Origin of the sequence: Rhodococcus sp. PD04, from assembly GCF_035918275.1 — a bacterium.
Classification (GTDB): domain Bacteria; phylum Actinomycetota; class Actinomycetes; order Mycobacteriales; family Mycobacteriaceae; genus Rhodococcus; species Rhodococcus rhodochrous.
Genome location: NZ_CP142144.1, coordinates 206,909 through 232,502, shown reverse-complemented (window position 1 = coordinate 232,502; position 25,594 = coordinate 206,909). Strand labels below are relative to the sequence as shown.

Genomic DNA, 25,594 nt, shown 5'->3' with positions numbered 1-25,594 from the left:
CGCTCGTCCTGTGACCACAGGTGACCTCGCTTCGATCGGGCTGGGGAACGACGACCTCTTGGCGTTGGACCGACAGGTCTGCTTCGCGCTTGCCGTTGCCAACCGGGCCGTCCTGGCTGTCTACCGGCCCATCCTCGAGCCGCTGGGGCTCACTCACCCGCAATACCTGGTGATGTTGGCGCTGTGGGAGAAAGCTCCGATGTCGGTCAAGGCGATCGGCGAAGCGTTGGCGCTGGACTCGCCCACGCTCTCACCTTTGTTGAAGCGCCTCGAAGCCTCGCAGCTGATCACTCGTTCGCGCAGTCGTGTAGACGAACGTCAACTGGTCGTCGATCTCACTGCCCGAGGTCGCGCCCTGCGGAACGAAGCTGAGAAAGTCCCGGTCGCCGTAGTCGAGAAGCTCGGTGTCTCGCCCGCGGAGCTCCAGGAGCTGCATCGGGCACTGACCCGTCTCAATGATGCTGCAGCACATGCAACAACCAGTTCGGATCGACGTCCGTCCCGAGATCCATCCGAGCCACCGGATACAACGAAGGGAACGCTGTGACGACCCCACTTCGCACACGACCTACCGTGATTCAGCGCCTGGCCTATGTGGTTGGCCGCCCCTTGCCTCCGCAGATGCAGGACTGGGTCCGTAACGACATCCTGGGGCCGGGTGGCGTGCGCCGATATCTTCTTCGGTGGAATGTGCCGGTCATCCCGCTGCTGCTGTTGTTCCTGCTGATCCCGGGACCGGTATGGATTCCCGTCTCGATGATGATGTTGCTGCTCTTGCCCTGGATGTACTTTTCTGTGGCGTTGATGAGCATCTGGCAACGTCATCGACTCCAGCAACACGGTCTCGATCCGGATCTGCTCAGTGCGAAGGCACAGGCGCGCGCCTCGCGTGAACGCGAGGATTACGAACGCCGGTTCGGTCGCGCAGCCTAGCCAGTATGGGCAGCTCTGAACGCGGAGTCAGGGTTGCGGACCGGCGCCTGTCTCACCCACGTCGGCGGATTCGGGCGGCCGGGCCCCCTGCCCGGCGTTTGCGGCGGTGGTGGGATGCCCCGGCATCGACGCACGACCGCACGGTCTACGGCCGATTTCGGTACCGCACACGGTGCACGAGGGGCGTCCTCGTGTAACCGGTGAGTGAGTGGTGCACATGGCGGCGACAGTCGTCGTTCGGCGTAGCGGTGCTGCGCAGACCGGGAAAGGAAGGTCAGCCCGCCGGCATCGCGGCAGGGCTATCAGGCAACGCGAGGGTCTGTCGCGGAGTTGCTCGGTGGCCGAGGAACACCGGCCGATTCGCGTGACCGAACAACAGGGGAAGCAGGTCGCGGGCAGCGACGGTTCCGTACCAGCCGCGGTGCGCGAACGATTCCCCGAATCGAGTGACTGCGTCAGGCCGCACGGTGGGTCCGACGACGAGGAGCGGGGTGGGGTCGGCGGTGTGCAGGACGCCGTCGACCGAGGGAGTGGCGTGATCGCCGGTGACCGCGATAACGGCGCGATCCGACAAGGACTCGAAGCGTTCGAACGCCGGGTCGAGCGCTTCGAGGACATCCAGCTTGGCGCGTGGCTGTTTGGTGTGCCCGGCCTCGTCGGTGGCCTTGGTGTGGATGTGGACGAAGCGTGCACCCTCGTCGATCAACTGCTCGGCCGCCTCGATACGTGTGGTCATATCCACACCGTGATCGGTGGCGGGAGGCAGGTGATGGTGCCGCATCCCGAGGAGCCCAGCGATGCCTCGATAGAGGCGGGTGCTGGTGACGGCAGCTCCTGCCACGCCGGCGTGGGTGAGGAAATCCGGCACGGGTCGCCGGCTGCCCGACCATTTGGTGGTCATGACGTCGAGAGCGGGGCGTCCGTCGGCGGCACGTACTGCGTTGACCGGACTCGTGAGGAGATGACGCCGGGCGGTCAGCAGCAGTTCGTTGAGGTGTTCGGCCAGATCTGTCGCCTCCGGACCGGCCGATGTGACCTGCAACCAAGGGTGGAAGTCTTCGAAGAAGGGGTCCGAGTCGGTGACGTCGCCGCGGGTGTGGTGCGGGAGGACGAGCACCGCTTCCCCTCGACCGACCGGATGAAGCTGCGCGTCGGCCTTGTCGAACAGCGGTGCCAGTTCCTCGAATAATCGATCGGCGTCGGCAGCGTCGTCCTTACCTACGCGCCCGGTGATCCATACCTGTCCGTTCTGGACGCAGGACGTGCGTAGTGCGGCAAAAGTGGTCGCGGCGTCGAGCGGTAGGTCGATGCCCGCGCCGACTCCTTCGAGGACGGCACGTCCGGGAAACGGTATGTCGGAGTATCCGAACATGGCCCAATGGGCCAGTTCGGAGGCGGGGGCGCGTCCCCATCCGAACGGTATGTGCCACCCGCTGCTCCCGCGGGCGGTCAATCGGTCGAGGACGGGGGTGCATGCCGCCTCAGCGGGGGTCCGGCCCGACAACTCCGGGACGGGTCGGTCCCCGAGCCCGTCGAGAGTGACCAGGATGACGGGCATCCGATCGTCGTCGAGGCGGGGCTGGGTTTCGCCGTAGCCGGGCATCCTCATGGCTGTTCCTCCAGCACGCTCGTGGCGATGAGCTCGCTGAGCAACGCCACGGTGGCTGTGGGCACGTGGTGTCGCCAGCTGTCGTCACCGGCCAGCATCGCCTGGCGGATGTCGGTCGCGTTCAGCTTGGTTACCGGGTCGCCGTCGACGACGGTTACCGCGTAGCCGGCCTGCGCGAGCCATCTGGCTTTGTCGTGTTCCCAGTCGCTGAAAACCCGCACGAAATGCCGTGCCGAGTGGGGTACATACTGCGGCCAGAGCTGCGGTTGGGTCAGGTCGAACGGCACGATGGTCACTCGTCCGGCCCGGACGTGGTCGGTCAGGGCAGCGTCGAGCAGGCGGGCCCGCTCGAAGTAGGTGAACGGATTGGCCGCCCGGGTGTGTCGGTGCGCCGAACTTGCTTCTTCGTGGTGTGCGCTCGGATCCGGGTTGGTGATCGCCACCACCAGGTGATCGCACTCGTTCAGGGCGATCTCGAACAGTTCCATGTGCTGATTGTGCACAGGCTGGAATCGGCCGGTGACACAACCGAATTCGGTCATCGTGTGCTCGTTTCAGCAGTGACGACGCCGGGACGGCCGTCGTCGACGAATTCACCGATCACGCAGGCATGGGCATCACCGCCGGCGCGCAGAGCGGCAACGACCGAGGCGGCATCGTGGGGTGGAACGGCCAGAAGCAGCCCCCCGGAGGTTTGGGCGTCGGCCAATAGGAGCTGCTGCTCCTGCGGGAGCGAAGAAGGCTCGAACCACCCTTTCCGCAGTGCATTGACCAATGTCCTGCGGCTTCCGTCGGGAGAACAGCCGTCGGCGATCAGAGCCGTCACTCCGGGCAGAAGAGGAACTCGGTCGATGTCGATGCGAGCTCCGAGGCCGGCCGCGGCCGCCATCTCGTGCAGGTGGCCGATCAATCCGTAGCCGGTGATGTCGGTCGCTCCTTTCAGCCCGGCCTCACTGGCGATCCGGCTGGCCGAGGAGTTCAACCTGGTCATGCTCGCGACTGCAGCGGTACGTGAGTTCTGCGGGGCTTGACCACGTTTGATTGCGGTACTGATGATGCCGACCCCGATGGGTTTGGTCAGCACCAGTAGATCGCCGGGGCGAGCGCCACCTTTGGTGAGGATCTTGTCGCGCTCGACCTCACCGATCGCGACGAGGCCGTATTTGGGGATGGGGTCGGTGATGCTGTGGCCGCCGACGACCAGAGCGCCGGCGGCGGAGACAGCATCCGCGCCGCCGTGGAGAACCTTGTTCAACATGTCCGCGCCGAGGTCGGTGGGCCAGGCAAGGATGTTGAGGGCGATCAGGGGGCGGCCGCCCATCGCGTACACATCGGACAGGGCATTGGTGGCGGCGATCCGGCCCCAGTCGCGGGGGTCATCGACGAGGGGAGTGAGGAAGTCGGTGGTGACGATCCATGCCTTCGTGTCGTCGATGGCGTAGACGGCAGCGTCGTCAGGGGTGTCGAGTCCGATCAGCAATCCGGACTCGTCCGACTGGGGAACTCCGGCCTGTCGCATCATGGTGACTACGTCGTCGAGCATCGACTGTGGGAGTTTGCAGGCGCATCCTCCGCCATGGGAATACTCGGTCAGGCGGCGCATCGTGGTGGTCATGACACTGCTGCTTCGCGGAGTAGGCCACGGGCGATGGCGTTGAGCTGCACTTCGGAGGTGCCAGCGGGGATCCGCAGGTTGCGGGCCACTCGGAAGAGTTTTTCTTCCGGGGAGCCACGCAGCAAACCGTTGGCGCCGTGGACCTGGATTGCACTGTCGGCCAGGCGGTAGAACGCCTCGTCATTGATGATCTTGAGGAGGCTGATCAGGCGCGGCGCTTCCTTGTGCAGTGGGATCTCGAACGCGCCCCACTGGTCGAGTTCGGCTTGTGCGACCAGGGAGGTCGAGCGTGCTTGGTAGAACTCGAGAGCCATGCGGGCGATCAGGTGCTGGATCGATTGCAGATCACCGATGGGGCGGCCACCGGATTTGCGTTCCTGCGATCGGGAGATCGCTCGTGTGATGAGCCATTGGCCCCATCCGGAACACATGCCACCGCGGCACAATCGCCGCCAGTTGATCCAGGACATGGCCAGGGCGAAGCCGTCGCCCACCTCACGGACGATGTTCTCCGCAGGCACCCGCACATCACGGAATTCGAGTTCGCCGGTGAGTCCGTCGTCCATCATGGTCGGCAGGTCGGGGCCGCGCTCGAGACCGGGGGTGTCGGCATCGACGAGGAACATCGTCAACGACCGGGTTCCGGCGCCGGGTTCGGTGACGGCGACGACCTGGTATACGTCGGCGAAATGGGAACTGGTGATCCATGCTTTGCGGCCGTTGATGATCCAGTCGCTGCCGTCTTGTTTCGCCCAGGTCTCCATACCCAGGACATCAGTGCCGACATTGGGTTCGGTGTTGGCGAACGCAGCAGTAATCTGACCTTTGATCAACGGCGTGAGATACCGCTCCCGCAGCGCTTCCGACATGTGCTCGCTCGCGGGGTTCGGGCCCTCTGTCCATGCAAGGGCGGCCAAACCGAGCCCGAGACCGGAATGGCGGTAGACGAATTCCTCGACGTGGTGCATCTCCACGCGGTTGAATCCACCGCCGCCGAGTTCGGCACTGATGTGTGGGGCGTACAGGTTCAGGGCGCCGGCGCGCCGTTGCACCTCACGGCGAGCCTCCCACACGATCGGGTGCATTCGGCCTTCACTGTCGAGCTTCGGTTGTCCGGCAGTGCCGACGTTGTGCTTCGCGAGTTCCTCTTCGAGTGGACGGACGTCCTCGTCGAGGAACCGGCGAAAACGGTCGGTGTACTCCTGCACCCGGGCGGTAGGAGCGATCGACATGGAGTGTTCGGTCATCGTCCCTCGATTCTGTTTCAGGTCATAGCCTTTGGTGCGTAGCCACCATCTTCAGGTAGCTGTCGAGCATGGCTTCGGCGTCGTCGCGGACCGATTTCACGCGACCGGTTTTTGTCATCAGGAGCAATCCGAAGACCCAGGTGGCATGGACCACCGCGAGGTGGTGTGCAGTCTGCTCGGTTGCCAGTCCGTCGGTGATCAGACCATTCGCAATCAACGTCATCACTTGGTCGAACAGGGTGTTCAGTTCCTCGTCGAGCTTCTTGTTGAGGCCTGCAGGGCGGACTCCGCCGTACAGGTAGAAGCCGAGTTCGAAGTCGGCGGGATGGGTGTCGTAGAAGGACCACAAGCCGTGCAGTGCCGCGGCCGATGCCGGCCTGTCGGGTGAGGTTTCGACGGTGGTGGCCACTTCGGACTGCAGGGCGTGCAGGGAGTCTCGCAGCACTTCGGCGTAGAGCTCTTCCTTGGTGTCGAAGTAGGTGTAGATGGCTCCCGTTGTGTAGCCCGCGGCCTGGGCGATCTCGCGCATCGAGGCGGCGTCGATGCCGCGTTCGGCGAAGATGCGCTTCGCGGCATCGCGTATCAGTCCTTTCTTGAACTCCCGCACGGCACCGCGCCGTGACCCGGATTCGCGGACCGTGTTCTGAGCATTGATCGACATGTCATTTTCCATAACAGCGTTCAGTTTCCTTAACTGTAGTTCTCTTCTATGAGGGGCGTCAACGGTTCCAGCTTGCCGGACCCACTGTCGGGGTTGTTCTGAGTGGTACCGGCATCAGGCCTGCGTCCCAGCCGTCGCCGATACCGAGCGACCGAGCGCGTGGATCCGGCGTCTGAACGAGACCCGGTGTACTCGGTCGGCCGAGGTGAGAACGGCCCCACAGTCGACAAGCTCGTGCACCGTCGACCACTCGCGCTCTGCGTCCACACGGATGCACCCACCATCGATGGTTCACATGATGCTCATGGCAACCTCAGCGATGCCCGACGGCATGCTGAACAGGCGATTTTCTCGCTGCCCGCCGCAGTAGCAGGACATGCTGCAGGCGCTGGTGACCGACGGCGTCATGGCACGGCCCGACGCTGCGGGCTGCACACTCCGATCCGGTCGTCGGAGATGCACCAGCGCCTGCTCGCGGCTTCCGGATCCGAGTCCACCTGCTCGGCGCCAAGCCCCGGTGTGTAGGCGGCTCGAACTTTCCCGTTGATGTGACCCTCAGCTGGGTGCACGGTGCGGTCCGGTCGGCAATGGGGTGGCTCGGCAGCCGTCCGTGCCGTCTCCTTCCGGGCGATCCTCGGTCGTTCTGTGTCGTCACTCTGTTCGACCTGAGGGAGGGAAGGGTGGTGTGGTCGAAGGGGTGGTCCGGTTCGGTCAGCTGGTGACCGAACCGGGTGATCGATTCCGGTAGGACTCCGACGTCGGTGACAGCCGGCACCACGTTCTGGCGGTGGACGAGATCGCCGTCGAGCCACTGACTACAGTGCGCTGCACTGCTGCTCGCAGCGCCTGTCCACCGAACGCCCGCAGCGACATCTGCGGATATATGCCGGCAGCTGTCAGCATCGGTACGCAGCGGAGACGACGCGAGGTCGGCTCCATAGCCGTTCGATACCACCGAGACCACGGCTGCGATCACAGCGGCGACGGTGGCCCCGGTCCCCGTGCTCGACGCACGTGCGATGTTCCCGCTCGGCTCGAGTACCGCGGCGACCCCGCGCTGACACCTGTCGGAACGGGTGCTACTCATCCGGTGGTCAGCACTTCACCGATCGGATCGGCTTCACCGATGGAGGGCCGGCTCGGCGAATCGCAAGGCTCTTGACCCAGCCGGGGGACTGGTTACGCACCGGCACGCGAACACTCGGTGTGGCTGATGTACGGACAGGACGATGGACACCTAGCGTGCTCGTCCGCCGATCCGGTCACCGGCTGGGAGCGTTGCGGCGGCACACCGGGTCCCGACTCTCGGTCGGCAGGCGCGAATTCGACCGACCGGTCCAGGGGTCACGCTGGCCGTCGTCGCCGGTGGGTCCTGCCGAGCACTGGCATCGCGGCCCGGATGCATCTGGGCAGGTGCATACCGCTCGCGGACACCAGGCCGGAATGGTCCTGGAGGTCACCAGCGGTGCCCCCGGACAATCCCCGAGCGATCGAATTGCGGAAGGAAGCCAACCTGCCGGCTCCGGCTTCATCGGAAGTGACGGACCGAACGGTGTGCAAGCGAACAAGGGCAGGCCGGATACCGGGCTCTTTCTACGAAGCCTCCGTCGGTGGTGCTGATGCAGAAGCCGCCCACTCTCGGGCAGTGATGCCGTAGGCGTCTTTGAACGCGCGTGAAAACGTTGAGGGATCGAGGAACCCCCATTTTCTCGCCAACGCGCTGATCGTATATCGCCGACTCGTTGGGTCTGCCAGCTCAGTCTTGATGCGCTCGAGTCGGAGGGTACGGATGTGTTCGGCCACGCCCTGTCCCGTGGCCGAGAACAGTCGGTGGAGGGTCCGCACAGAGACGTTGTGCTCCGCCGCGATCTGTGAGGCACACAGGTTCGGGTCGGCCAGGTTCTGTCGGATATACGCAAGCACGCACTCGAGTAGGCCGTCGGAGGCGGCGGCTTGATCGGCAAGCTCGGTCCGTATCGCCGCTGACAAAAGATCGACAGCACTGTTGTGGAGTGAAGCTACCTCCGCCAAGTCTCCTGCATCGGTCGCATCGTTGATGCTTGTCATGAAGGATGAAACCACTCGTCCGATACCGCGATCGCCCCCGACATTCACCGCGGTCATCCTGCCGATGAAATCTTCGGTGAAGCCGAAAGAGTATCGCGGGAACTGGAATACGCTCATTCTCCAGTCTGTCGGGAACAGGATGTCGTAGGGATGGCGAGTGTCCCAGAAAACCAGTCCACCGCGACCGACTCGTGCAGTTCTGCCGTGCTGCTGCACGAGTGCATGGCCGGCGGACTGCACCCCAACCATGAGGTACTCACGCTCGTCCTGGCTGATCAAGCGACGAGTGCGGGTGATCTGCTGGGGCAGTGACGAGGACGTCGCGATACGTACCGTGCCCAAGTTGCCCGTCGAGACCGTACCGATGAAGGGTTGCTCGCTCGTGAGGGTGATGTTGAGCGGGACATAGCTGCGGCAGATGACATCGTGCCAGAGCGCGACGCGATCGGGTGCCGAGACCTGGTCAGAGGAGAAGAAAGTGTTCATCGACCTACCTGGTGCTAACCCCGTTCATTGTTCTTTTCAGGGTAGCCGTAATCGCGATGCCGGGCTCGGTCTCGATGTCGGCTCTCTGCGGTGCGGCGAGAAGGTCATCGCGACATAGGGTGGTGGGCGCCTTCAGCTCAGGGACTCTGGATGTCGATACAGGCCACGACGACCTCGATTACCCCATGTCGAGAAGGCGTGACCGGCGGGGATACGTGGGGTGGACCTATCGGGGGTTACGGGCGGGCTGACTCGCTGCGATCGACGATGCGTTGTACTCGGTGATCCTCCGATTCCCCTGTCTCGCCCCTTCACGCACCCGTGGCGCTTCGGAGGCGCCACGGGTGCGCCCGAGTCAGAGGGTGGCTGTCGCCCGGTCCGTCTCGTCGGAATGTGTGGAGGGCAATGCGCGCTGTTCGTGCGCTCCGTTGAGCTCACGGACGCCGTCGAGTGCCCCGAACTGCGGCACGAACGTGTGCGTGGCATGGATGGTGGAAAGTGGGGTGTTGACGGGCGTGGTGCGGCGCTGGTTGAAGTTCAGCGACAGCACATCCGGCCGTGAGTAGTGGCCCACGGGGTCAGCGGCCTGCTTCGCCAAGGTGATCGCAGACAGATCGATGTCGGCGTAGAGGATCCCCTCCTCATCTTCGGCGAGAGGAGTTGCGAGATCGCGGCCGTCGGGCCCGATGATGCGCGCGAAACCTCCGCCTCGGCCGATCAACTTTCGCTGTTCCTCGTTCTCGCAGAAGAACTCGTGGGCCTCCGGTGTGACCACCTGGGTGGTGCAGACCACGAAGGTTTGTCCCTCGAGTGCGTACATACGCGTGGCCGTGAGCTGGGCATCGACACCGAAGGCGGGGACCTCCGGCTGGTACAGCGACATGCCAGGCCAGCTCGCGACGTGCACCTGCTCGTGCATCGAGTACATTGCGTACTTGGTGAGCGTCTGGAAATGCTCCCAGCAGTTGAGCGCGCCAAGCCGTGCGAAAGGCATGTCGTACACGGAGATATCCGAGCCGTTTCCTTCTCCGTATACCGAACGCTCGACGTGGGTGGGCTTGAGCTTGCGGCGTCGGGCGACCAGTTGCCCATCGGCGTCGATGATGAGCTGGGTCATGTACAAGCTGCCGCCATCCCGCTCGCTGATTCCCACCACTACGGCGATGTTGTGGTCGCGGGCGCATCGAGCAACCGCTGTACGTGCGGGCTGTCCATCGTCAGGGAATTCTCGTGGTAGCGCACGGCGAACTTCGCCATTCCGGCGAGCGGGCTGTCGACCCAGATGTGGTACGGGTACCCCGGGATGAATACCTCGGGAAACGCAACGAGCTCGCACCCGTTCCGGGCTGCTTCCGCGATGATGGACACGGTCTTGTCGACCGTTTTGGCCGCGTCGAACCACACAGGCTGTGCCTGCACCGCAGCAACTTTGAATGTGTTTGTGTATTCGACCATGTCCGTACCTCCGTTGCTTGTGTTTGGCAGGACAGTACGAGGTGAAAAGGCGCATGAATTGACGTGGAATGACACGGGTCCTGGCATTCTGCGCCACCCGTGTAGGGGAGTTCATCGAGCGGTTCGGCCGGGGGTCCGAGGCGGCTCTTCGCCGTTTCGATTCGTCGAAGGACTGGCCGGGCACGTTGAAAGATGTTGAAGTGGTGGTGGTCGGTGTCCTTCTGCGGAACGGCGGATAGGTCGAGGTCTACGTCGGCTGTGCGTCCCCGTTGCTGGTTCGATCGTCGAGTAGCGGGGGATCGATGGGTTTGTGGTAGTCGTTCGGCAGGAATGTGTCCACGCCGCAATTACGTGCTCTCTGTGAGAGTAAGGGCGTGATTGCACTCCGCGAAGTCGGTGGTAGCATGCTGTCGATGCACCACATTACTTGTTGGACAGCGACTTCCGAGACGGTCAGGTCATGTGGTCGACTGTAGGCGATGTAGGTGCTTTGCAAAAGTAATAATTCGATTCGGGGTGGAAGTTCGGGTTCCGCTGCTCCCGCGTGTCTGAGGGTGTGGATAAGCCTTCGGCGCTGGGGTTCTCGGCCAACGGGATCTCGGTAGCTAGCGGTGCGGCCTTGGGTGCACCCGTGAATTCTGATCGTGGCAATGCGTCCCTGCCGACGGTTCGAGGTGATCTCTGGTTTACCGCGGTAAACCGCAGTGGGGTTCATGGCGGTCCTCAGTAGCGCGGTGGGTTGCCGAGTCGTGTGACTTGGTCGCCGGTTCGCTGTCACAGTGACGAAAGTGATGGGCGGTTCAAAGTAGCGCGATCAGCGCTCGACCGTCAGGGCTTGCCCGCATCATCTCGTCAATCTGCATTCTTGAACCCTGGCACGCCACCGATCGGGCCGAGTTCGGCGCGGTATAGGGAACCCGTATGTTTGCGGAGCCGTGTGGGACCGTTTCCGCATCGACAGTGTCAGGGAGATAGCAGGATTGAGATAGTTACCATGTATTCACTTGGTGCAGAATGTCTTTGAAGAGAAGGTGTTCGGTGGCGCTGGAGGTGGCGTCGACTCGGTCGGCGCTCTCACGTGAGGGTGAGAACGCAAGGCATCTGAGATGATTCGGCGAAAGCTTGTTCGGTAGACCTGTAAGGGTCTATCGTACGTGTTGCGCGTCTCGCGGAGATTACCGTGGTGCAGGCGCAATCATCATCTCCGTCAAGAGATGACGACGCGAGTCCGAAGTAGCCCCACCCTGGGGTGAAGCATACGGAGGTAACCTGTGGCTGTTCATGTCATGCTCAACCAAAAAGGTGGTGTCGGAAAATCGACGCTCACTATGAACCTTGCCGCTGTCAAAGCGGATGTCCTCACCGCCGTGACCGCCGGCGCCGATGACGATGTTCAGTCCCCGGTCGCCGCGATCTCCGTCGACCCGCAGGGCTCCGCAGTCTGGTGGGCCTCACGCGTCGAGGAGTTGCCGTTTCTGATCGACCAGGTCCACGACAACCTCGACGTGCTACGTAATCTCGACAAGTTGCCCGGCATCAAGCACGTCTACGTCGACACCCCCGGCTGGATCGACCTGTCCGGCGCCGACGACGGCACCGATGTTCTCGGCACCGGCAGTTCCGCCGACGCCCTGCGCGCGGTGCTCGAAGTCGCCGATCTGGTCATCGTTCCGATCGAACCTGAACCGTTGTGCTTCGATCCCACCGCGCGCACCATCAAGCAGGTGATCGAACCTCTCGGCAAGAAATTCATTGTCGTGGTGAACAATTGGGATCCCCGCGACGGCAAGGTGGACCTCGAGCAGACCCGCGAGTTCGTCCAGGCCAACGGCTGGCCGCTGGCCCGAACCGTGGTGCGGCACTACAAGGTCCACACCCGTGCCGCCGCCGAAGGCCGCGTGGTCACCGAGTACGAAGCCAACCGCGTCTCGTTGCAGGCACGGGAGGATTTCTACAAGCTCAGCCTCGAGCTCGCGGACGGTGGTCGCTGATGCCGCCCAAGGGTGGGCGCGCGAACTTCGCCTCCCTCGTCGGAGCAGTCGGCGACAATTCTCCGGTCGACCGCAAGCGCACCCCCACACCCACGAAGACGAAGACGACGATCGAGCCGCTCGAAGGTCAACTGCTCGCCGATGTTCCGGTCGATCAGCTCATCGCCAACCCCCGCAACCCGCGTGACGAACTCGGGGACCTGTCGGATCTGGCCACGATCGCCGACCGGCAGCTGCAACCGGGCACCGTGGTCAGCCGCACCGCGTGGCTGAAACTGTGGCCCGAAGACGAAGACGACCTCGGTGCAGCGCAGTACATCGTCGTCAACGGCAACCGCCGGCTCGCCGCTGCCCAGAAGTACGGCCGCCCCGGCCTCGATGTGGTGCTGCGCGACAGCATCGCCGTCGACAAGGGCGAAATCCTGTGGGCGGCAACGAGTGAGAACATCGACCGCCGCGACTTCGATGTGCTCGAAGAAGCCAAGGCTGTGGAGTTGATGGTCTCCGAGTTCGGGAGCGCAGATGCGGCGGCGAAGAAACTCGGCCGCTCCAAGGGCTGGGTGTCGCAGCGTCGTGCTCTGCTCAAACTCGCCCCCGAGTTGCAAGCAGCGCTGCGGGCAGGTGATCTCGCTGTGCGCCAGGCTCGCTCGCTGGCCCGGGTTCCGCTCGAGGAACAGGTCGCGGCGTGGGAAGCAGCCCAGAACCCCGATCCGGAACCCGCAAAGGAAGAGGCTGCCGAGCCCGACGCGCCGCAGCCGAAAGAGCCTGCGAGCAAGCTCGAGCCGGTGGACAAGGTGGCTCAGGCACTCAAGCGCCTGGGAGCGAATCCGGATGTGCTGGCCGCGGCGGTGCGGAAGCACTTCACTGACGACGAGCGCCGCAAGCTCATCGATGCACTCGAGCTCCGGTAACCGCGATCCAAATCCGATAGCGTTGCTTCACAGTGGTTTCCACTGCTCAACCTTGCGTAGTGATGTACTTGGAATATGGGCCCGGCTTGGAAGAGTGACTAGTGGGCCTGTAGTAGTGCACTGCTTGATAACCGCGGCGGTGCGGTTATGGTCGCGCTCAGTTGGACTTGTCGAAGACGACAGACCTTTTCTGGGGGTGCAGCTGCCGGTCACTTCACGTGGTTCGAGGATCGAGTGAGGGCTGTCGTGATTCCGAATCCTGCTATCCACTCAGGTATTTCGCGGTAGAAGCTCGACGTGACCTGGTAGGGGCCGTTTGCGTGGAGCGCGGCGTAGGCGGCGATCCAGGTGCGCACCTCATGGGACGAGTGGCCGGCCTGCTCGACGAACCAGTCATTGGTCCACGTGTCGATTTGTTCAAGTTCGCCGGATGCCAGAATTTCGAGAAGATGCTGGTCCCAGTGGGGGTTCAACGGCTGAATGGTGGCGGTACCGGCAGCGAAATCTCGCCCGGCGGCGATGACGCGTCGTTCGCGGACTTCGCGTTCGGCGTCGCTCGGATTGCGGCCGTCGATCAACCGTTCGCGCACCTGCTCAGGCGAGGTGGTGAACTGCGGAATCGGTGGGTCGTGGGAGAGTCCTCCGGATCCGACGAACAGGACGCGTCTGCCCAGTTTGTTGGCTGCTCGTCCGACAGCTTCGCCGAGCAGCCGAACTCGGCTGATGGGGCCGAGGGGTTCTGCGACGGAGTTGATGAAGATCGGCACAGTCGGTACTGCGGTGATAGATCCGACGAGTAGTTGTAGTGCCTGGGCGAAACCGTGGTCGACGTGCATGCGTTCGGAGAACGCCGCGTCGATGCCGCTGTCGAGTACTTCGCGCGTAATAGTGTGAGCGGCGTCGCGGTCGACGTCGAGGGGGCCAGCTTCGGTGCCGTAGTCGCCGACGGACTGCGCAGCGGCTCCGATGCAGAACGGTGGCAACAGGTCGTAGAAGACCCCGTTGTAGTGGTCGGGGGCGAAGATGACGATCAGATCTGGGGCGAAATCGGCGATGAACCGGCGCGCGTGGTCGAAGGCGGCGTCGACGGCGTCGATGACTTCTTGATCGGGGTCGTTGCGTCCCATCAGGGGGGAGTGCGACATCGCGCACAGCGCCACAGGCATCGCGGAGTCTCCTTGCTGGTACTTCACGGCCTCTGCCCGGATGGTTCGAGCGAGAGCGGATGAGGTTCGTCGGATGGGTGGGTCCTGCCGGTGCCGCCAGGGGGTTCAGGGGAGGGCGGCACCGACTGCATCTGTCAACTGCGATCGAGGAGAAAATCTAGGTGCAGTTTGTTGAAGGTGTCGGGGTCTTCGTACTGGGGCCAGTGTCCGCAGTTCTCCATGACCGCCAGCTTGGCGCCAGGGATGTGGGAGGCGATGCGCTCTGCTTCGTCGACCGGACCGGAGGGATCTTTGGTAGTCCACAGAACCATCGTTGGCACGGTGATGCCGTGGAGGGTGGCATCGGTGATCATGTTCCGTTTGCGGGTTTCGAGGTCCTGCAAGGCCATGTTCATTTCGCATGCCTTGAGCCAGTCCGGTTGTTGGAAGATGGCCTGGCGGGTGCGGATGAGGTCGTCGGTGACCATGTTCGGGTCGGCCATGAGCCATTCGAGGCGTGCTTTGACGCGTTCCCAGCTCGGGTCTTTGGCGGCTTCCATCGACAGGGTGTAGAGCCGTTCCATTACCTGTGGGTTGGCCATGGTGCCGCCCATGGTGTTGAGCACGATCCTCTCGACTTTGTCCGGGTGGTCGTGAGCGAACTGGGCGGTGACCCATCCGCCCAGCGACTCGCCTGAGAAGGATGCCTTCTCGACGCCGATGGCATCCATGAGGTGCAGCACGTGGTCGATGTAGTGCTTGATCTCGAGCGGGTGATCGGGTTTGGCGGAATAGCCGTGGCCGATGAAGTCGATGGCCCACACATTGAAATGCTCGGCGTGTGAACGCAGATTGCGGACATATGCTTCGGCGTGGCCGGTGATGCCATGTAGGAGAATGAGTGTGGGCTTGGAGTCGTCCCCGGCGTGCAGATAGCGGGTGCGGTATGGGCCGGCCTGGATGAACCCCTGGCTGAACTCGACCTGGTTCAGATCGTCCCAGACGCTGGTGTACGGGCGGGTCATGCGTGTGCTCCCTCGATTGGTGTGATGCTGGCTGTGGAGGCTGGTGTTGCGTCGTCGGCGGTGACGTGCGGGACGACGATCGGTACGGCGTGGGTGCTGTACTGGGGCGTACCGCCGTTCCCGGCGGTTGGGGTCTCATGCGGGGCACGGTCGAGGACGATGCTGAGCGCGTTCTCGAGGTGGGTGAGTGCTTCGCTGTCGTCCCATACCGCAGCGCTGTACCGCCAGGCGACGTAGCCGTCGGGGCGCACGAGAAGAGCCCCGGCCTCATGGATTTCACGGATCTGCCGCCAGTACCCGTACGAGTCGTTGATGCCCGCTTCACCGATGACTACGGTGCGCAGGAACGGTAGGTCCAATGTGGCAGAGGCACGTTTCCATGCCTGGCCGCCGATGCCGGTGAGCAGGGTCATCTGTCCCTTGCCGGTGACATCGAGGGTCGAGACCCGGGTACCGTCCGGGCCGACCAACCAGGCGTGTGGCAGCTTCGCGCCAGGACGAGTGGTGGCCTGCAGGTACAGTTCCCGGTCGCGTCCCCATACCTCCTCACCGGCTTCAAGGTCGGGGACCACCGCAGACGAGGTGTAACGCTGGTTGAGTTCGACGCCGTGGGCATTGAACTCGGTGTTCTTGACCTCGAGTGCCTCGTATAGGCGCTCACGCAGTGCCGCGCCTTCGGAGGAGGGAGCTTTGAGTTTCGCCAGGCCGGCGATGACCGGGTCGTCGCTGGTGGGATCGAACCACTCGCGCAGACCGGCGTAATCCTTGCGGGACTGGTTGGCGCGCGCGACGATCTGCCTGCCGACCGGGACCCGCTCGGGGGAGTAGGACTCGAGCAGTCCCGGTCCCGCGTATCCCTTGACGGCGTAGGCGATCTTCCAGGCAAGGTTGAATGCGTCCTGCATGGAGGTGTTCGAGCCCAGGCCGCTGCTCGGCGGATGCCGGTGTACGGCGTCGCCGCCACAGAACACCCGGCCGGATTGATAATGCTCGGCCCACTGCTGATTGACGTACCAGAACGAGCGCGACACGATGTCGATGGTCAGCTCAGGGTCGCCGACAAGGGTACGGATCTGTTCGAGCACAACGTCATCGGATATGTCGGGTTCACCTTGGGACATGTCGAAGCCCCATCCGGCGATCCACTGGCCCCAAGGTCTGATCGCCCGCAGCAGACCCATGCCGATCTCACCGAAACCGGCCTTGGAGTTGAAGATCCAATGCAGAATGCTCGGCCGGTGAGCGACGTACTTGCTCAGATCCGCGTTGAACAGGATGTAGGCGGTGCCGGCACGGGCGAGCTCGCCTTCGAAGGGCAGTCCGATCTGTTCGGCGATCTTCGAGCGGGCACCGTCGAAGCCGAGCAGGAAGCGCGCTCGCTGGGTGAACTCGGTGCCCGAGCGCACATCCCGGAATCTCACCGTGACACCGTCCTCGTCCTGGCTGTGATCGAGGTATTCGGTGTTGAAACTGATCAACGCACCGCGTTCGGCCGCGTTCTTGATCAGTACCGGTTCCATCAGGGGCTGAGGGATGTCGAGCATCGCGCACGGGCTGCCGGCGAGATAGTCGCCGTACCGGGCGCCGGTGCCCCATGTTTGCATCCGGACGATTTCTTCACCGGCCAGACTGGTGGTGAACAGGGTGTCGCCCATCTGGTCCCACGGAGTGGCGTATGTGCGGGCTTCGTCTTCGACGCCCAGGTCGCGGAGCACTTCTACGGCGCGTTGGTTGGTGATGTGCGCGCGGGGTGAGTTCGCCACCCAGGGGAACATCGAGACGGCGTGGACGCGCACACCGTAGGTGGCCAGGGCGAGAGCGGCTGTGCCTCCGGCGGGACCGAGTCCGACGATGATGATGTCGGTGTCGTAGGTGGGGTCGTGGTCGTTCATGGTGGTCACTTCACTTGTCCGGGGTCCGCAGGGACTGTGCGGCGTCGGTGGTGGGCGGAGTCGAAAAAGCTGCGGTGGCAGTTGCGTTCGGTGTCGAGGTGCGCTGGTCGGCATCCAGTTGGCGTGTCGCGCCCTTGCGTCCCCAGCCGCCGGGCAGCAGGACCACCGAGACCACCGAGATGGCCGAGACGATGAACAGGTAGAGCACGATCGAGTTGCTGGTGTTGGTGGAGGCGTACAGGGCGGTCGCAATGGTCGGGGCGAACGCCGAGCCCGCGACCTGGGAGATCGTGTAGCCGATCGAGACGCCGCTGTAGCGCACATCCGCATCGAAGATCATGGTGAACAGCGATCCGGTTACTCCGGCGGCGGGAGCCATGGCGATACCGAAGACCAGTACCTGCGCGGTCATGAACAGCCAGGGGTTTCCGGTGTTGATCAGTGCGAAGGCCGGGCCGATCGCCACCCCCATGGTGACGGCGCCGAGCAGGTACATGGTCTTGCGGCCGAAGGTGTCCGACAGGGCGCCGAAGATGGGGTAGAGGAGGACGGCGACGAGGCCGGCGACGAACACGCCGGCCAGGGCGAAGGTGCGGCTGATCCCGGCGACGGTGGTGCCGTAGGAGACGAGATACGCGATGCAGATGTAGGCGAACACTCCCTGGGAGAGGTAGGTGCCGGCAACGAGGAAGATCTCTTTCCAGTGCTTGCGGAATGCGACGGCGATCGGCATCCGCACTACAGCACTGTTGGCTTTGACCTCGGCGAATTCGGGGCTTTCGGCCAGAGACAGGCGGATGAACAGGCCGATCACGATCAGGAGCGCGCTGAACAGGAACGGTAGCCGCCAGCCCCAACTGAGGAACTGCTCGTCCGGGAGCTGGGAAGCGGCGAAGAACGCCAGGGTTGCAATGCTCGTCCCGGCGGGAGCACCCATCTGTGAGAAGGAGCCGAAGAATCCTTTCTTCGCGGTGGGGGCATGCTCGACTGCCATCAAGGTGGCGCCACCCCATTCGCCGCCTACGGCGAAGCCTTGAACCAGGCGCAGCAAGGTGAGCAGGATCGGAGCGGCGATGCCGATCTGGGCGTAACCGGGTAGCAGTCCCATCAGTACTGTGGCGGCACCCATACCGACGAGAGAGATAACGAGCATCTGTTTGCGGCCGACCCGGTCACCGAAGTGGCCGAAGACGATGCCTCCGAGGGGTCGGGCGAGGAATCCGACGCCGAAAGTAGCGAAGGACAACAGGATTCCGATAGCAGGTGAGACATCGGGGAAGAACAAGGTGGGGAAGACCAGTGCGGCCGCGGTGCCGTAGATGAAGAAGTCGTAGTACTCGACGGTGGTCCCTACGAAGCTGGCCAGGGCCACCCGCATCGGGGAGGTCTTCGTTGCGGAAATCGGCGCGGTGGTCACGGTGTGGTTCCCCCGCTGCGAGGGGCGGGGCAGGCTGGCACTGCGAACAATGCTGGGTGCGAGGCGGTCATGGCCGCGCCTTTCGTCTGAGATTCGTCGGGATGTCGAAGAGGGCCGCTGCAGAAACGGGCCGCGCAACTGGAATGCTAGACGTCTAGTTTCGAAGCTACTCCAGCGCGAATGGTGACGCAAGTCTCTGTCGGAGGAGGCTGGATCGCTCTGTGGCGATCAATGTGATGCTGCGCTGCCTGAAGATACAGCGCCGCAGGCGGGGCGGAAGCCTGTAGGCCTGTCCGGTCGCACAGAACCCGTTACAGCGAGCGGCTCACCCATCAGCGCGATGGCTGAGCACTCGATTCGTCGCGAATGACCGCGATCGTGCCGACGATATGGCGCTCCATCGCCTCACGCGCCGCAGCGGCATCGCGATTTCGGATCGCCTCAGCGATCTCGTGATGGTCGTGCTGGCGGTCGGGTAACGCACTCGCGAGCGGGTTGGTGATGCCGGCGGTGTTGATCAGGAAATCCGACAGATCCCACATCCGCTGACTGGTCTCCTCCATGATCCGTGAATGCGCCATCGCATGGATGGCGGCATGGAATTCCCTGTTGTGAACTCGGTATCCGTGGGCGCGGACCTCGGGGTCGTCGGAAGCGATCAAGGCATCGACGCGTGCAGAGATCAGATCTAGTTCCCGCACCTGCGCCTCGGTTCGCCGCGTGGCCGCCACCGCAGCAATGGCTCCTTCGAAACCACCGAACAGGGTGAAGAAGTCCTCGACCTCACGCGGGGTGTAGGAAACGACCTCGCATCCGACCTGAGGGACGATGTAGACCAGTTTGTCGCTCGAGAGGCGACGCAGGGCATCCATGACCGGCTGTTTGCTCACCCCGAATTCCTGCCGAATCGACTCGACGACGATCTTCTCGCCAGCTGTATAGCGGCCTTCGAGCAATCGGGTCTTCAAGATGTCGTAGAGCGCGGAGGACAGGCGTGCCCCGGACGTGCGGACGTGCGTAAGGAGGGCGGCAGCCTCGGTGCTAGCCGTAGGGCCGGGATCGGTCGAGGTCATCGGCTCAGGCTTTCCGTCGGTTATCGGGTGGTGCTGGGAGTTGAAGGCAGCGACTTGCATTCTAGTACTTGTGGTGTGAGTCACTGTGAGCTACGTTCGTCTGGAACGCTAGCATTCCAGTTCGCGATCAGCAGGCAGCATCCCCGATCGCGGAATCCACTCCGGAGGCATGCACACCCGCAGTGAGGCCGTCGGACACATCCCCGCTACGACGGGTAGGACGAGCCGAGTGCACACCACCGGGCCCCGTGCAAGGAGAAAACTTATGGAATTCTGTATCGGCACCTGCGCCAAGATCGACCAGGTCGCGATGGTGAAGCAGGCCGAGGACCTCGGGGTCACTCACTTCGGTGTCGGCGAAGGCCCGTTGCTGTTCTCCGATCCGTACCAGTTCCTCGCACTGGCTTCGCAGCAGACCACCGGCATCCACCTGGGCACCATGGTCACCAACCCATTGACCCGCATCGCCCCCGTCACCGCGAACTCCATGGCCACTCTCAATGCCCTGGCGCCAGGCCGAACCTTCCTCGGTATCGGTACCGCCAACAACGCGCTGCGTTCCATGGGCAACCGCACCGCGAAGATCTCCGAACTGTCCCACGCCATCGAGGTCTCCCGTGAACTGATGGCAGGCCGCCGGGTCAACCACACCTGGCTCGGACAGTCCCGGGACGTGGAGTTTCTCGACAAGGAAAGTGGCTTCTACAACGTCACCGACCACATCCCGATCTGGGTTGCTGCCGGCGGGCCCCGCGGTCTTGCCGAAGCAGCCAAATACGCCGACGCCGTCGTCTACTGCCTCGGACCGAACATCGACATGATCCAGATGATTCGTAGGCTCTTGGACAAAGCCGTCGCCGATGCCGGACGAGCCCCAGGCTCTGTCAAGCTCGTCTCGTTGTCCTGGTTCTACCAACTCGGCAACGGAGAAACCTGGGAAGACGGCGTCACCAACGGCTTCGGATCCGGACCGATCAGCTCATGCATCACCAACGCCGGACTGATGGACCAACACCGCGACGAACTCGGCGACTCGATCGTCGACGCCTCACTCACCGCCGCCCAGCAATACCTCGGCGACCCGAAATCCGCGGACCAACCGCACTACCTCGACGTCTGGGCGAAGTACCTGCGCGGCCTCGACCCCCGGCACCGTCCGATCATCACCAAGGAACTCGTCGACTACTGGTGCCTGTACGGCTCTCCTGCCGAGCTACGAGAAAAAACAGCCCTGATGCGCGAGGCCGGCGTCGACATCCTTCAAGTCTTCCTGTCCAACCCACGCACAGCCGCCCGCGACATCGACAACATCGGGCATTCGATCCTCGCCCACGCCTGATCCTTCCCCGTTCTTCCCAGGAGATACTGATGGAACTCGACCCGCGTACCACTGCGCTCGTGGCTGTCCACTGTCAAGGCGACGTCGTCGAACCTACCGGCGCCTTCGCCGACTTCTTCTACCAGCAGGTGACCGAGCGCAAGGTCATCGACCGCATAGCCACGCTCATCACCGCCGCCCGTACCGCCCACACCACGATCGTCTACACCCGGGTCGCATGGAAGCCGGACTTGTCCGATCTCGACGCCAACTCGCCCCTACTCGGCATCGTCGCCCAATCCGGTTGCCTCAAGGAAGGCAGCGAACTCGCCGAGATCATCGAACCTCTCACGCCGCATGATGAGGACATCGTGCTCACTCACCAGCGCATCGGAGCCTTCGCCCGTACCGACCTCGACACCATCTTACGCAGCAAGGGCATCACCACCCTCCTCTTCGCCGGTGTGGCCACAAACGCCTCCGTCGAGGGAACAGCCAGGGTCGCAGGCGATCTCGGATACCGAGTGGTGATTGTCGAGGATGCATGCTCTGCGGCCACTCTCGCAGCGCATCAAGCCAGCATCGACTCCCTCGCGCTACTGGCCGAGATCAGCACAGTCGACGAAGTCCGCGCTGCTTTGGCTACGACGACCACCGGCACCCCGGTCTGACCGCCGACACCCAGTTCTCGGGCACAGCGCGTCGATGCCTATCCGCCCTCACATTGCTGATCTCAGACCAAAAAACCGTCTACATCAGCAGTTCGTATGTGAAGGCCACCATTTGCGACGCCCGCCTCGCCCGGCACATGCCCGAAGGAACTTCGACGGTATGTGCTTGTGCGGTCCCGGTGAGCGGCTCCGTGGGGTGTTCTGTGAGGTATGCACTCGCGCCAAATAGAGCTGACACCGCGATACCGTCGGGCTGGCAGGAGTGCGCCGATCACTTTCCGTGCCGCCTGCACATCACCGGAAAGCATCGACGTTCTCCTCGGTCATTGCGCGAAGGTCTTGGCAGCTGCACGCGAAACGGCGGCAGCAGGCGTCTGCACCGTCGCGGTCGCTGGTCGGAGATGCCGATAGCCCTACACGGAGATCGGTCGCCCGTTGAGCAGTGTCCGTCGTAGGGCGCCATGTGCAATGCCATTGGTCTCGACGATCCCAGCTGTGGCATCTGCATGCGGTCCGGCGCGTTGGCCTGTCGGTGTTGTCTATGGATTGTCGGGGTCGAGTGTGAGGTGGTGGGTGATGATGTCGTGGGCGATGAGGGTGATCCTGCGGTGTTGGGTGTATGCCATTGCTTGTAATCGGGCGAGGGCGTCGCCGGCGGAGATCTGGAGTTGGACAGCGAGCATTCCTGCGGCGATGTGGACGTTGCCGCGGGGGAACAGTGCGGGGTCCAGCATCGGAGAGGAGGTGCGGGTGGGGTCGAGTTCATCGACAAGGGTGGGGCCGAGGTCGGCGGCGTAATCGGTGGCGATGCGGTAGTGCTGGGTCTCGAGGGGGCCGGGTCTGGTTCGATAGAGCTCGAGGACGCCGATATTGGCAGCATTGCCTACCGCGAGGGGGAAGGCGAAGAGGGCGCGGACGCCGAGGTCGAGTACTTCGGAGGTGAACATCGGCCAGCGGGTGGCGGTGGGGTCTGCGAGGTCGGGGTGTATCTCGGGGACGGATGTGCGGTAGGCGGTCAGACAGGGGCCTTCACGCAGGGTGAATTGGAGTTCGTCGACCTGCTCAGCGATGGTATCGGTGGCGTAGACCAGGTCTCGGGTGGTGTCACTGGCGAAGATCGCCACGGCTGCGCCGTCGACACCGGTCAGATCAGCGCATCGGTCACAGTGAGAACGAGTGCGGGGCAGGAAAGGCCCTGCATGTCTGTCGGACCGGGCCGGGTCCTGAGGGTCGCTCATGATCTCGATTTCCCCGAAGGTTGAGGGATAAACATGTCAGTCGAGACTGACATAACTGGCTGCATCCTGTCTACGACCTGCACCGACTCTCCGAGCGAGCATGGGCATCGGACTTGACGGCATATCATCACCGCCGCGCGCAGCGCCGACCGGATCGACGCGGTCGAATCCCACCTGAGGTCGTGTGTGTCCCGGCGGCCGGGCGGTCCGACCGCCGAGGCCGCTATCCGAAGCAAATTCACACGCGCAGGGGTCCGCTCGCGATTCGACGGTGGCGCGTCGATGCTGTTCACCATCGGATGGATCTGCTCGATCAAGGCTTGCCGGACGGAGATGGATCGCCGCGGCCTCGGATGACGCTGGGGAGGGTGGCGAACCGTGCATGTCGCCGGCCGCACTCGTTCCTGCAGGGGCGAGGAGCGGGAGCGCCGGGTGTGGCCCGGCAAGAGCGGGTCATCGGGTCACGGCTCGGGTCGGTCGCGAGATAGAGGTTGCATGCGAGCGGGTGATTTCACGGGTGAATTGCCTACTCGTCGGTAACAAATGGGCCGCAGAGATCGGTGTCCGGTATGTGAACTGGGGTTTCTGGCTGATTGTCGCGTGGCTTGCCGTATCGGTGACCTTCGCTGCAGTCTTCGGTCGTGTCATCCGCGCCCGCGACCAACGTGAGATACCGCCACTTGACCAGGACAACGACGGCGAACGGTCGCGACACACGCGAGCCGAGGCATGTAAATGCAAGCGGAGGATGCCGTTATAAGGTGCCCCACCTCGGGCGCCGCCCACCGAAATCGCCGACCAGCGTTATGCCCATCTCGACGATCCCCATGTTCTGGCGACCGAGGACCATACCGCGCGCCGAGGCTGTGTGCCGTCATGTATGAGGAGATTCGATCCGCACGTAGCTAACAAGCACCAGGTCCGCCCTGGCGCACGCAGTGTCGTCTCCCTGCTGATGAACCCGCAGGTGCAGTGGCGAACCTGTCGACGGCGTTCGCCTCTACGACCACACCCAGTATCTCCCCCTGGGGGTGGCTACGCGTAGTCTGCCGGGACGCTCGTCGGCGGTCGCTCACAAGGTCATCCAGATATCGACTAGTTCACCCAGGTCGAGACCGGTGTCCATGGTGGGGTGGATGTGGAGTTCGGTATCGCGCAGTGCTCTGCACGATGCCACGCTGTGGTGGGGTCATGGCGCACGAGACCCGCGCATTCGCTCTGGTCGCACCAACTGTTCACGTGTTCAGTCGGGTTGGTGCAAGCGGTGCCGTCACGGTGGAAGCAGGTGAAGCGCTCTATGGGAAGGCGTACCCGGTTGCGGATCCGATCGGTGGCATCGGCCGTTCGGAAAGGTCGCGGTGGGGCGGCCGTGCCTGAGCGGAGTTGACGTCCATCGTGGGGTGAGTCCGGGTCCCTTCGGAGGTCGCGGCGTGCAGGTGACGTCGTCGTTCCGCTTCTCGACGGCCTGCAGGATTCTAAATTTTCACTGTCAGAAAAAAATAAGTGCTGAGAAACCATTGATCTCGACGGTCGATCGCTATAAATTCACCGACAGTGAAGATCTGGTCGTCATCACAGCCGAGGTGTCCCAGACTTGACGCCCTGACTTCCCGCCGCTCGGATCGCCGAGGGGCGGAAAACATCCGACGGTCTTTCCGGCCGATCGATCAGCACTATGTGAGGAGATATTGATGCATGCAGAAATCGCTGGGGCAGGTCTATCCGGCCTTGTCCTCGCCTCCGCTCTGGCGCGAACCGGTTGGACGGTACGCGTCCACGAGAAAAGCAGTGAACTGCGTGAAATCGGTGCTGGTATCTATCTGTGGGAAAACGGATTACGTGCCCTCGAGGCGATCGGGGCTTACGAAGCCGTGACTGCCCGGGCCGAGCGCCTCGATGAGCCGACCCTGCGTGATCACAACGGCAGCACACTGCAGACCGAGTGGCTGCGCAGCAAGCGGCTGTATACGGTCGGTCGCCGGCATCTTCATCGGAGCCTGGTCGATACGGCGACCGACCTGGGTGTGGAGATTCGTACCGAGTCGCCGATTGTCGGAGCTGAGCCCGGCGGTGTTCTCATCGGATCGGACGGAAACCGATACCCGGCCGATCTCGTCGTCGGTGCCGATGGCGTCTACTCGCGTGTGCGCGAATCTCTCGGGCTGCGGACGAAGATGGTCGACCTCCATGACGGGGGTGGGCGCCACCTCATCCCGCGGACCAGCGAAGACCCGGTCCGGCGTGCAATCGAACAGTGGAACGGCGGTCGCCGCATCGGTGTAGTCCCTTGCTCTCCGGACGAAACCTATATCTTCTTGTGCTGTCCCGCAGACGATCTCGAAGGGCGGCAGCAGCAGCCGTTCGACCCGGAAACGTGGATCGAGAGTTTCCCCGACTTCCGCTCACAGCTCGAGCGGATCCCTACCAACGGAGAAGGACGGTGGGCGCCGTTCTACGACGTGCACGTTTCGAGCTGGTTCTCCGGTCGCGCTGCGCTCCTTGGGGACGCTGCCCACGCCATGTCGCCGAATCTTGGACAAGCTGCCTGTGTCGCTATGACCAATGCTGTCGCGCTGGCTCTGGCGTTGCGCCAGAGCCATTCGATCGACCGCGCATTGCGCATCTGGGAAAGTGAGCAGCGTGAGATGAGCGATGGGGTGCAGAAGTACTCGCGCATCTACGGCCAGGTCGGAACGCAGTGGCCGAACCCGCTGCTCGGCGTGCGATCCTCGGTGGTTCGACGTTTCCTCCGTACGAAGTCGGCTCAAACCGCCATCAACTTCGCTTCGGAAATCTTCCCTGAGGGCGAACTCGTCAAAGCTCCCTGAATTGCCGCCTGC

At 63.4% G+C, this 25,594-nt stretch carries 19 protein-coding genes and 1 pseudogene; 7 read left to right on the top strand and 13 right to left on the bottom strand.

What is annotated here, in order from left to right:
- The first annotated feature begins 10 nt into the window (after positions 1-10).
- Both U9J23_RS25470 and U9J23_RS25465 read left to right on the top strand, forming a co-directional pair.
- Positions 11-547, top strand: a complete 537-nt coding sequence (locus U9J23_RS25470; protein WP_088898921.1) for a MarR family winged helix-turn-helix transcriptional regulator — start codon at positions 11-13, stop codon at positions 545-547.
- Positions 548-573: 26 nt separating this feature from the next.
- Entirely contained in the window at positions 574-933 is a 360-nt protein-coding gene (locus tag U9J23_RS25465; protein WP_255312755.1) for a DUF5313 family protein, read from the top strand.
- A gap of 274 nt (positions 934-1,207) precedes the next feature.
- Here U9J23_RS25465 and U9J23_RS25460 read toward each other — a convergent pair whose 3' ends face one another.
- The 7 genes and pseudogenes from U9J23_RS25460 to U9J23_RS25430 all read right to left on the bottom strand — a co-directional run bounded on the left by U9J23_RS25460 (position 1,208) and on the right by U9J23_RS25430 (position 10,073).
- A complete protein-coding gene (locus tag U9J23_RS25460; RefSeq protein ID WP_272268875.1) occupies positions 1,208-2,542 on the bottom strand; it encodes an alkaline phosphatase family protein in 1,335 nt (444 codons plus the stop codon).
- Entirely contained in the window at positions 2,539-3,084 is a 546-nt protein-coding gene (locus U9J23_RS25455) for an adenylyltransferase/cytidyltransferase family protein (RefSeq protein WP_272268874.1), read from the bottom strand. The genes U9J23_RS25460 and U9J23_RS25455 overlap by 4 nt, the downstream gene beginning before the upstream one ends.
- Complete coding sequence (gene selD, locus U9J23_RS25450; RefSeq protein ID WP_272268873.1) at positions 3,081-4,157, bottom strand: selenide, water dikinase SelD; 1,077 nt, start codon at positions 4,155-4,157, stop codon at positions 3,081-3,083. The genes U9J23_RS25455 and selD overlap by 4 nt, the downstream gene beginning before the upstream one ends.
- Positions 4,154-5,404 (bottom strand): acyl-CoA dehydrogenase family protein, encoded by a 1,251-nt coding sequence (locus U9J23_RS25445; protein WP_326603162.1) that lies wholly within the window; start codon positions 5,402-5,404, stop codon positions 4,154-4,156. The genes selD and U9J23_RS25445 overlap by 4 nt, the downstream gene beginning before the upstream one ends.
- A 22-nt stretch (positions 5,405-5,426) precedes the next feature.
- Positions 5,427-6,011: a TetR/AcrR family transcriptional regulator gene (locus U9J23_RS25440; RefSeq protein WP_326603160.1), complete on the bottom strand. Its 585-nt coding sequence runs from the start codon at positions 6,009-6,011 to the stop codon at positions 5,427-5,429.
- 1,647 nt (positions 6,012-7,658) lie between these two features.
- The gene (locus U9J23_RS25435; protein ID WP_006553303.1) at positions 7,659-8,618 is read right to left on the bottom strand and encodes a helix-turn-helix domain-containing protein; all 960 of its coding nucleotides are present in this window, start codon (positions 8,616-8,618) and stop codon (positions 7,659-7,661) included.
- Positions 8,619-8,973: 355 nt separating this feature from the next.
- Positions 8,974-10,073 (bottom strand): annotated as a pseudogene (locus U9J23_RS25430) (carbon-nitrogen hydrolase family protein).
- A 1,286-nt stretch (positions 10,074-11,359) separates the two neighbouring features.
- Here U9J23_RS25430 and U9J23_RS25425 point away from each other — a divergent pair.
- Complete coding sequence (locus tag U9J23_RS25425) at positions 11,360-12,064, top strand: ParA family protein (RefSeq protein ID WP_085471009.1); 705 nt, start codon at positions 11,360-11,362, stop codon at positions 12,062-12,064.
- Positions 12,064-12,975: a ParB/RepB/Spo0J family partition protein gene (locus U9J23_RS25420; RefSeq protein ID WP_272268870.1), complete on the top strand. Its 912-nt coding sequence runs from the start codon at positions 12,064-12,066 to the stop codon at positions 12,973-12,975. The genes U9J23_RS25425 and U9J23_RS25420 overlap by 1 nt, the downstream gene beginning before the upstream one ends.
- Before the next feature lie 209 nt (positions 12,976-13,184).
- On the opposite strand, the gene U9J23_RS25415 is transcribed toward U9J23_RS25420, so the two are convergent.
- The 5 genes from U9J23_RS25415 to U9J23_RS25395 all read right to left on the bottom strand — a co-directional run bounded on the left by U9J23_RS25415 (position 13,185) and on the right by U9J23_RS25395 (position 19,527).
- Positions 13,185-14,141, bottom strand: coding sequence for a 3-carboxyethylcatechol 2,3-dioxygenase (locus U9J23_RS25415; protein ID WP_088898913.1), 957 nt, complete (start codon positions 14,139-14,141; stop codon positions 13,185-13,187).
- Between the two features lie 134 nt (positions 14,142-14,275).
- Entirely contained in the window at positions 14,276-15,145 is an 870-nt protein-coding gene (locus U9J23_RS25410) for an alpha/beta fold hydrolase (RefSeq protein ID WP_085471007.1), read from the bottom strand.
- On the bottom strand, positions 15,142-17,046 hold the full coding sequence (locus tag U9J23_RS25405) for an FAD-dependent monooxygenase (RefSeq protein ID WP_272268869.1): 1,905 nt from the start codon (positions 17,044-17,046) through the stop codon (positions 15,142-15,144). The genes U9J23_RS25410 and U9J23_RS25405 overlap by 4 nt, the downstream gene beginning before the upstream one ends.
- 1 nt (position 17,047) lies before the next feature.
- Positions 17,048-18,415: an MFS transporter gene (locus tag U9J23_RS25400; RefSeq protein ID WP_272268899.1), complete on the bottom strand. Its 1,368-nt coding sequence runs from the start codon at positions 18,413-18,415 to the stop codon at positions 17,048-17,050.
- A gap of 371 nt (positions 18,416-18,786) precedes the next feature.
- Positions 18,787-19,527, bottom strand: coding sequence for a GntR family transcriptional regulator (locus tag U9J23_RS25395; protein ID WP_120285066.1), 741 nt, complete (start codon positions 19,525-19,527; stop codon positions 18,787-18,789).
- 265 nt (positions 19,528-19,792) lie between these two features.
- Here U9J23_RS25395 and U9J23_RS25390 point away from each other — a divergent pair, with 265 nt between their 5' ends.
- Positions 19,793-20,866: an LLM class flavin-dependent oxidoreductase gene (locus tag U9J23_RS25390; RefSeq protein WP_145709439.1), complete on the top strand. Its 1,074-nt coding sequence runs from the start codon at positions 19,793-19,795 to the stop codon at positions 20,864-20,866.
- A 29-nt stretch (positions 20,867-20,895) separates the two neighbouring features.
- Positions 20,896-21,516 (top strand): cysteine hydrolase family protein, encoded by a 621-nt coding sequence (locus tag U9J23_RS25385; protein ID WP_272268868.1) that lies wholly within the window; start codon positions 20,896-20,898, stop codon positions 21,514-21,516.
- Between the two features lie 539 nt (positions 21,517-22,055).
- Here the strand turns inward: U9J23_RS25385 and U9J23_RS25380 are convergent.
- The gene (locus tag U9J23_RS25380; protein WP_272268867.1) at positions 22,056-22,754 is read right to left on the bottom strand and encodes a GAF domain-containing protein; all 699 of its coding nucleotides are present in this window, start codon (positions 22,752-22,754) and stop codon (positions 22,056-22,058) included.
- Positions 22,755-24,445: 1,691 nt separating this feature from the next.
- Between U9J23_RS25380 and U9J23_RS25375 the strand changes: the two genes are divergently transcribed.
- Positions 24,446-25,582 (top strand): FAD-dependent oxidoreductase, encoded by a 1,137-nt coding sequence (locus tag U9J23_RS25375; RefSeq protein WP_139000141.1) that lies wholly within the window; start codon positions 24,446-24,448, stop codon positions 25,580-25,582.
- Positions 25,583-25,594: the final 12 nt, after the last annotated feature.

Excerpts from the sequence above, each read along its gene's own strand:
- selD (WP_272268873.1), bottom strand. The coding sequence starts at position 4,157 with ATGACCACCACGATGCGCCGCCTGACCGAGTATTCCCATGGCGGAGGA.
- U9J23_RS25425 (WP_085471009.1), top strand. The coding sequence starts at position 11,360 with ATGCTCAACCAAAAAGGTGGTGTCGGAAAATCGACGCTCACTATGAAC.
- U9J23_RS25375 (WP_139000141.1), top strand. The coding sequence starts at position 24,446 with ATGCATGCAGAAATCGCTGGGGCAGGTCTATCCGGCCTTGTCCTCGCC.
- U9J23_RS25410 (WP_085471007.1), bottom strand. The coding sequence starts at position 15,145 with ATGACCCGCCCGTACACCAGCGTCTGGGACGATCTGAACCAGGTCGAG.
- U9J23_RS25420 (WP_272268870.1), top strand. The coding sequence starts at position 12,064 with ATGCCGCCCAAGGGTGGGCGCGCGAACTTCGCCTCCCTCGTCGGAGCA.
- U9J23_RS25390 (WP_145709439.1), top strand. The coding sequence starts at position 19,793 with ATGGAATTCTGTATCGGCACCTGCGCCAAGATCGACCAGGTCGCGATG.
- U9J23_RS25460 (WP_272268875.1), bottom strand. The coding sequence starts at position 2,542 with ATGAGGATGCCCGGCTACGGCGAAACCCAGCCCCGCCTCGACGACGAT.
- U9J23_RS25445 (WP_326603162.1), bottom strand. The coding sequence starts at position 5,404 with ATGACCGAACACTCCATGTCGATCGCTCCTACCGCCCGGGTGCAGGAG.
- U9J23_RS25380 (WP_272268867.1), bottom strand. The coding sequence starts at position 22,754 with ATGAGCGACCCTCAGGACCCGGCCCGGTCCGACAGACATGCAGGGCCT.
- U9J23_RS25415 (WP_088898913.1), bottom strand. The coding sequence starts at position 14,141 with ATGCCTGTGGCGCTGTGCGCGATGTCGCACTCCCCCCTGATGGGACGC.
- U9J23_RS25400 (WP_272268899.1), bottom strand. The coding sequence starts at position 18,415 with ATGCGGGTGGCCCTGGCCAGCTTCGTAGGGACCACCGTCGAGTACTAC.
- U9J23_RS25395 (WP_120285066.1), bottom strand. The coding sequence starts at position 19,527 with ATGACCTCGACCGATCCCGGCCCTACGGCTAGCACCGAGGCTGCCGCC.
- U9J23_RS25435 (WP_006553303.1), bottom strand. The coding sequence starts at position 8,618 with ATGAACACTTTCTTCTCCTCTGACCAGGTCTCGGCACCCGATCGCGTC.
- U9J23_RS25385 (WP_272268868.1), top strand. The coding sequence starts at position 20,896 with ATGGAACTCGACCCGCGTACCACTGCGCTCGTGGCTGTCCACTGTCAA.
- U9J23_RS25455 (WP_272268874.1), bottom strand. The coding sequence starts at position 3,084 with ATGACCGAATTCGGTTGTGTCACCGGCCGATTCCAGCCTGTGCACAAT.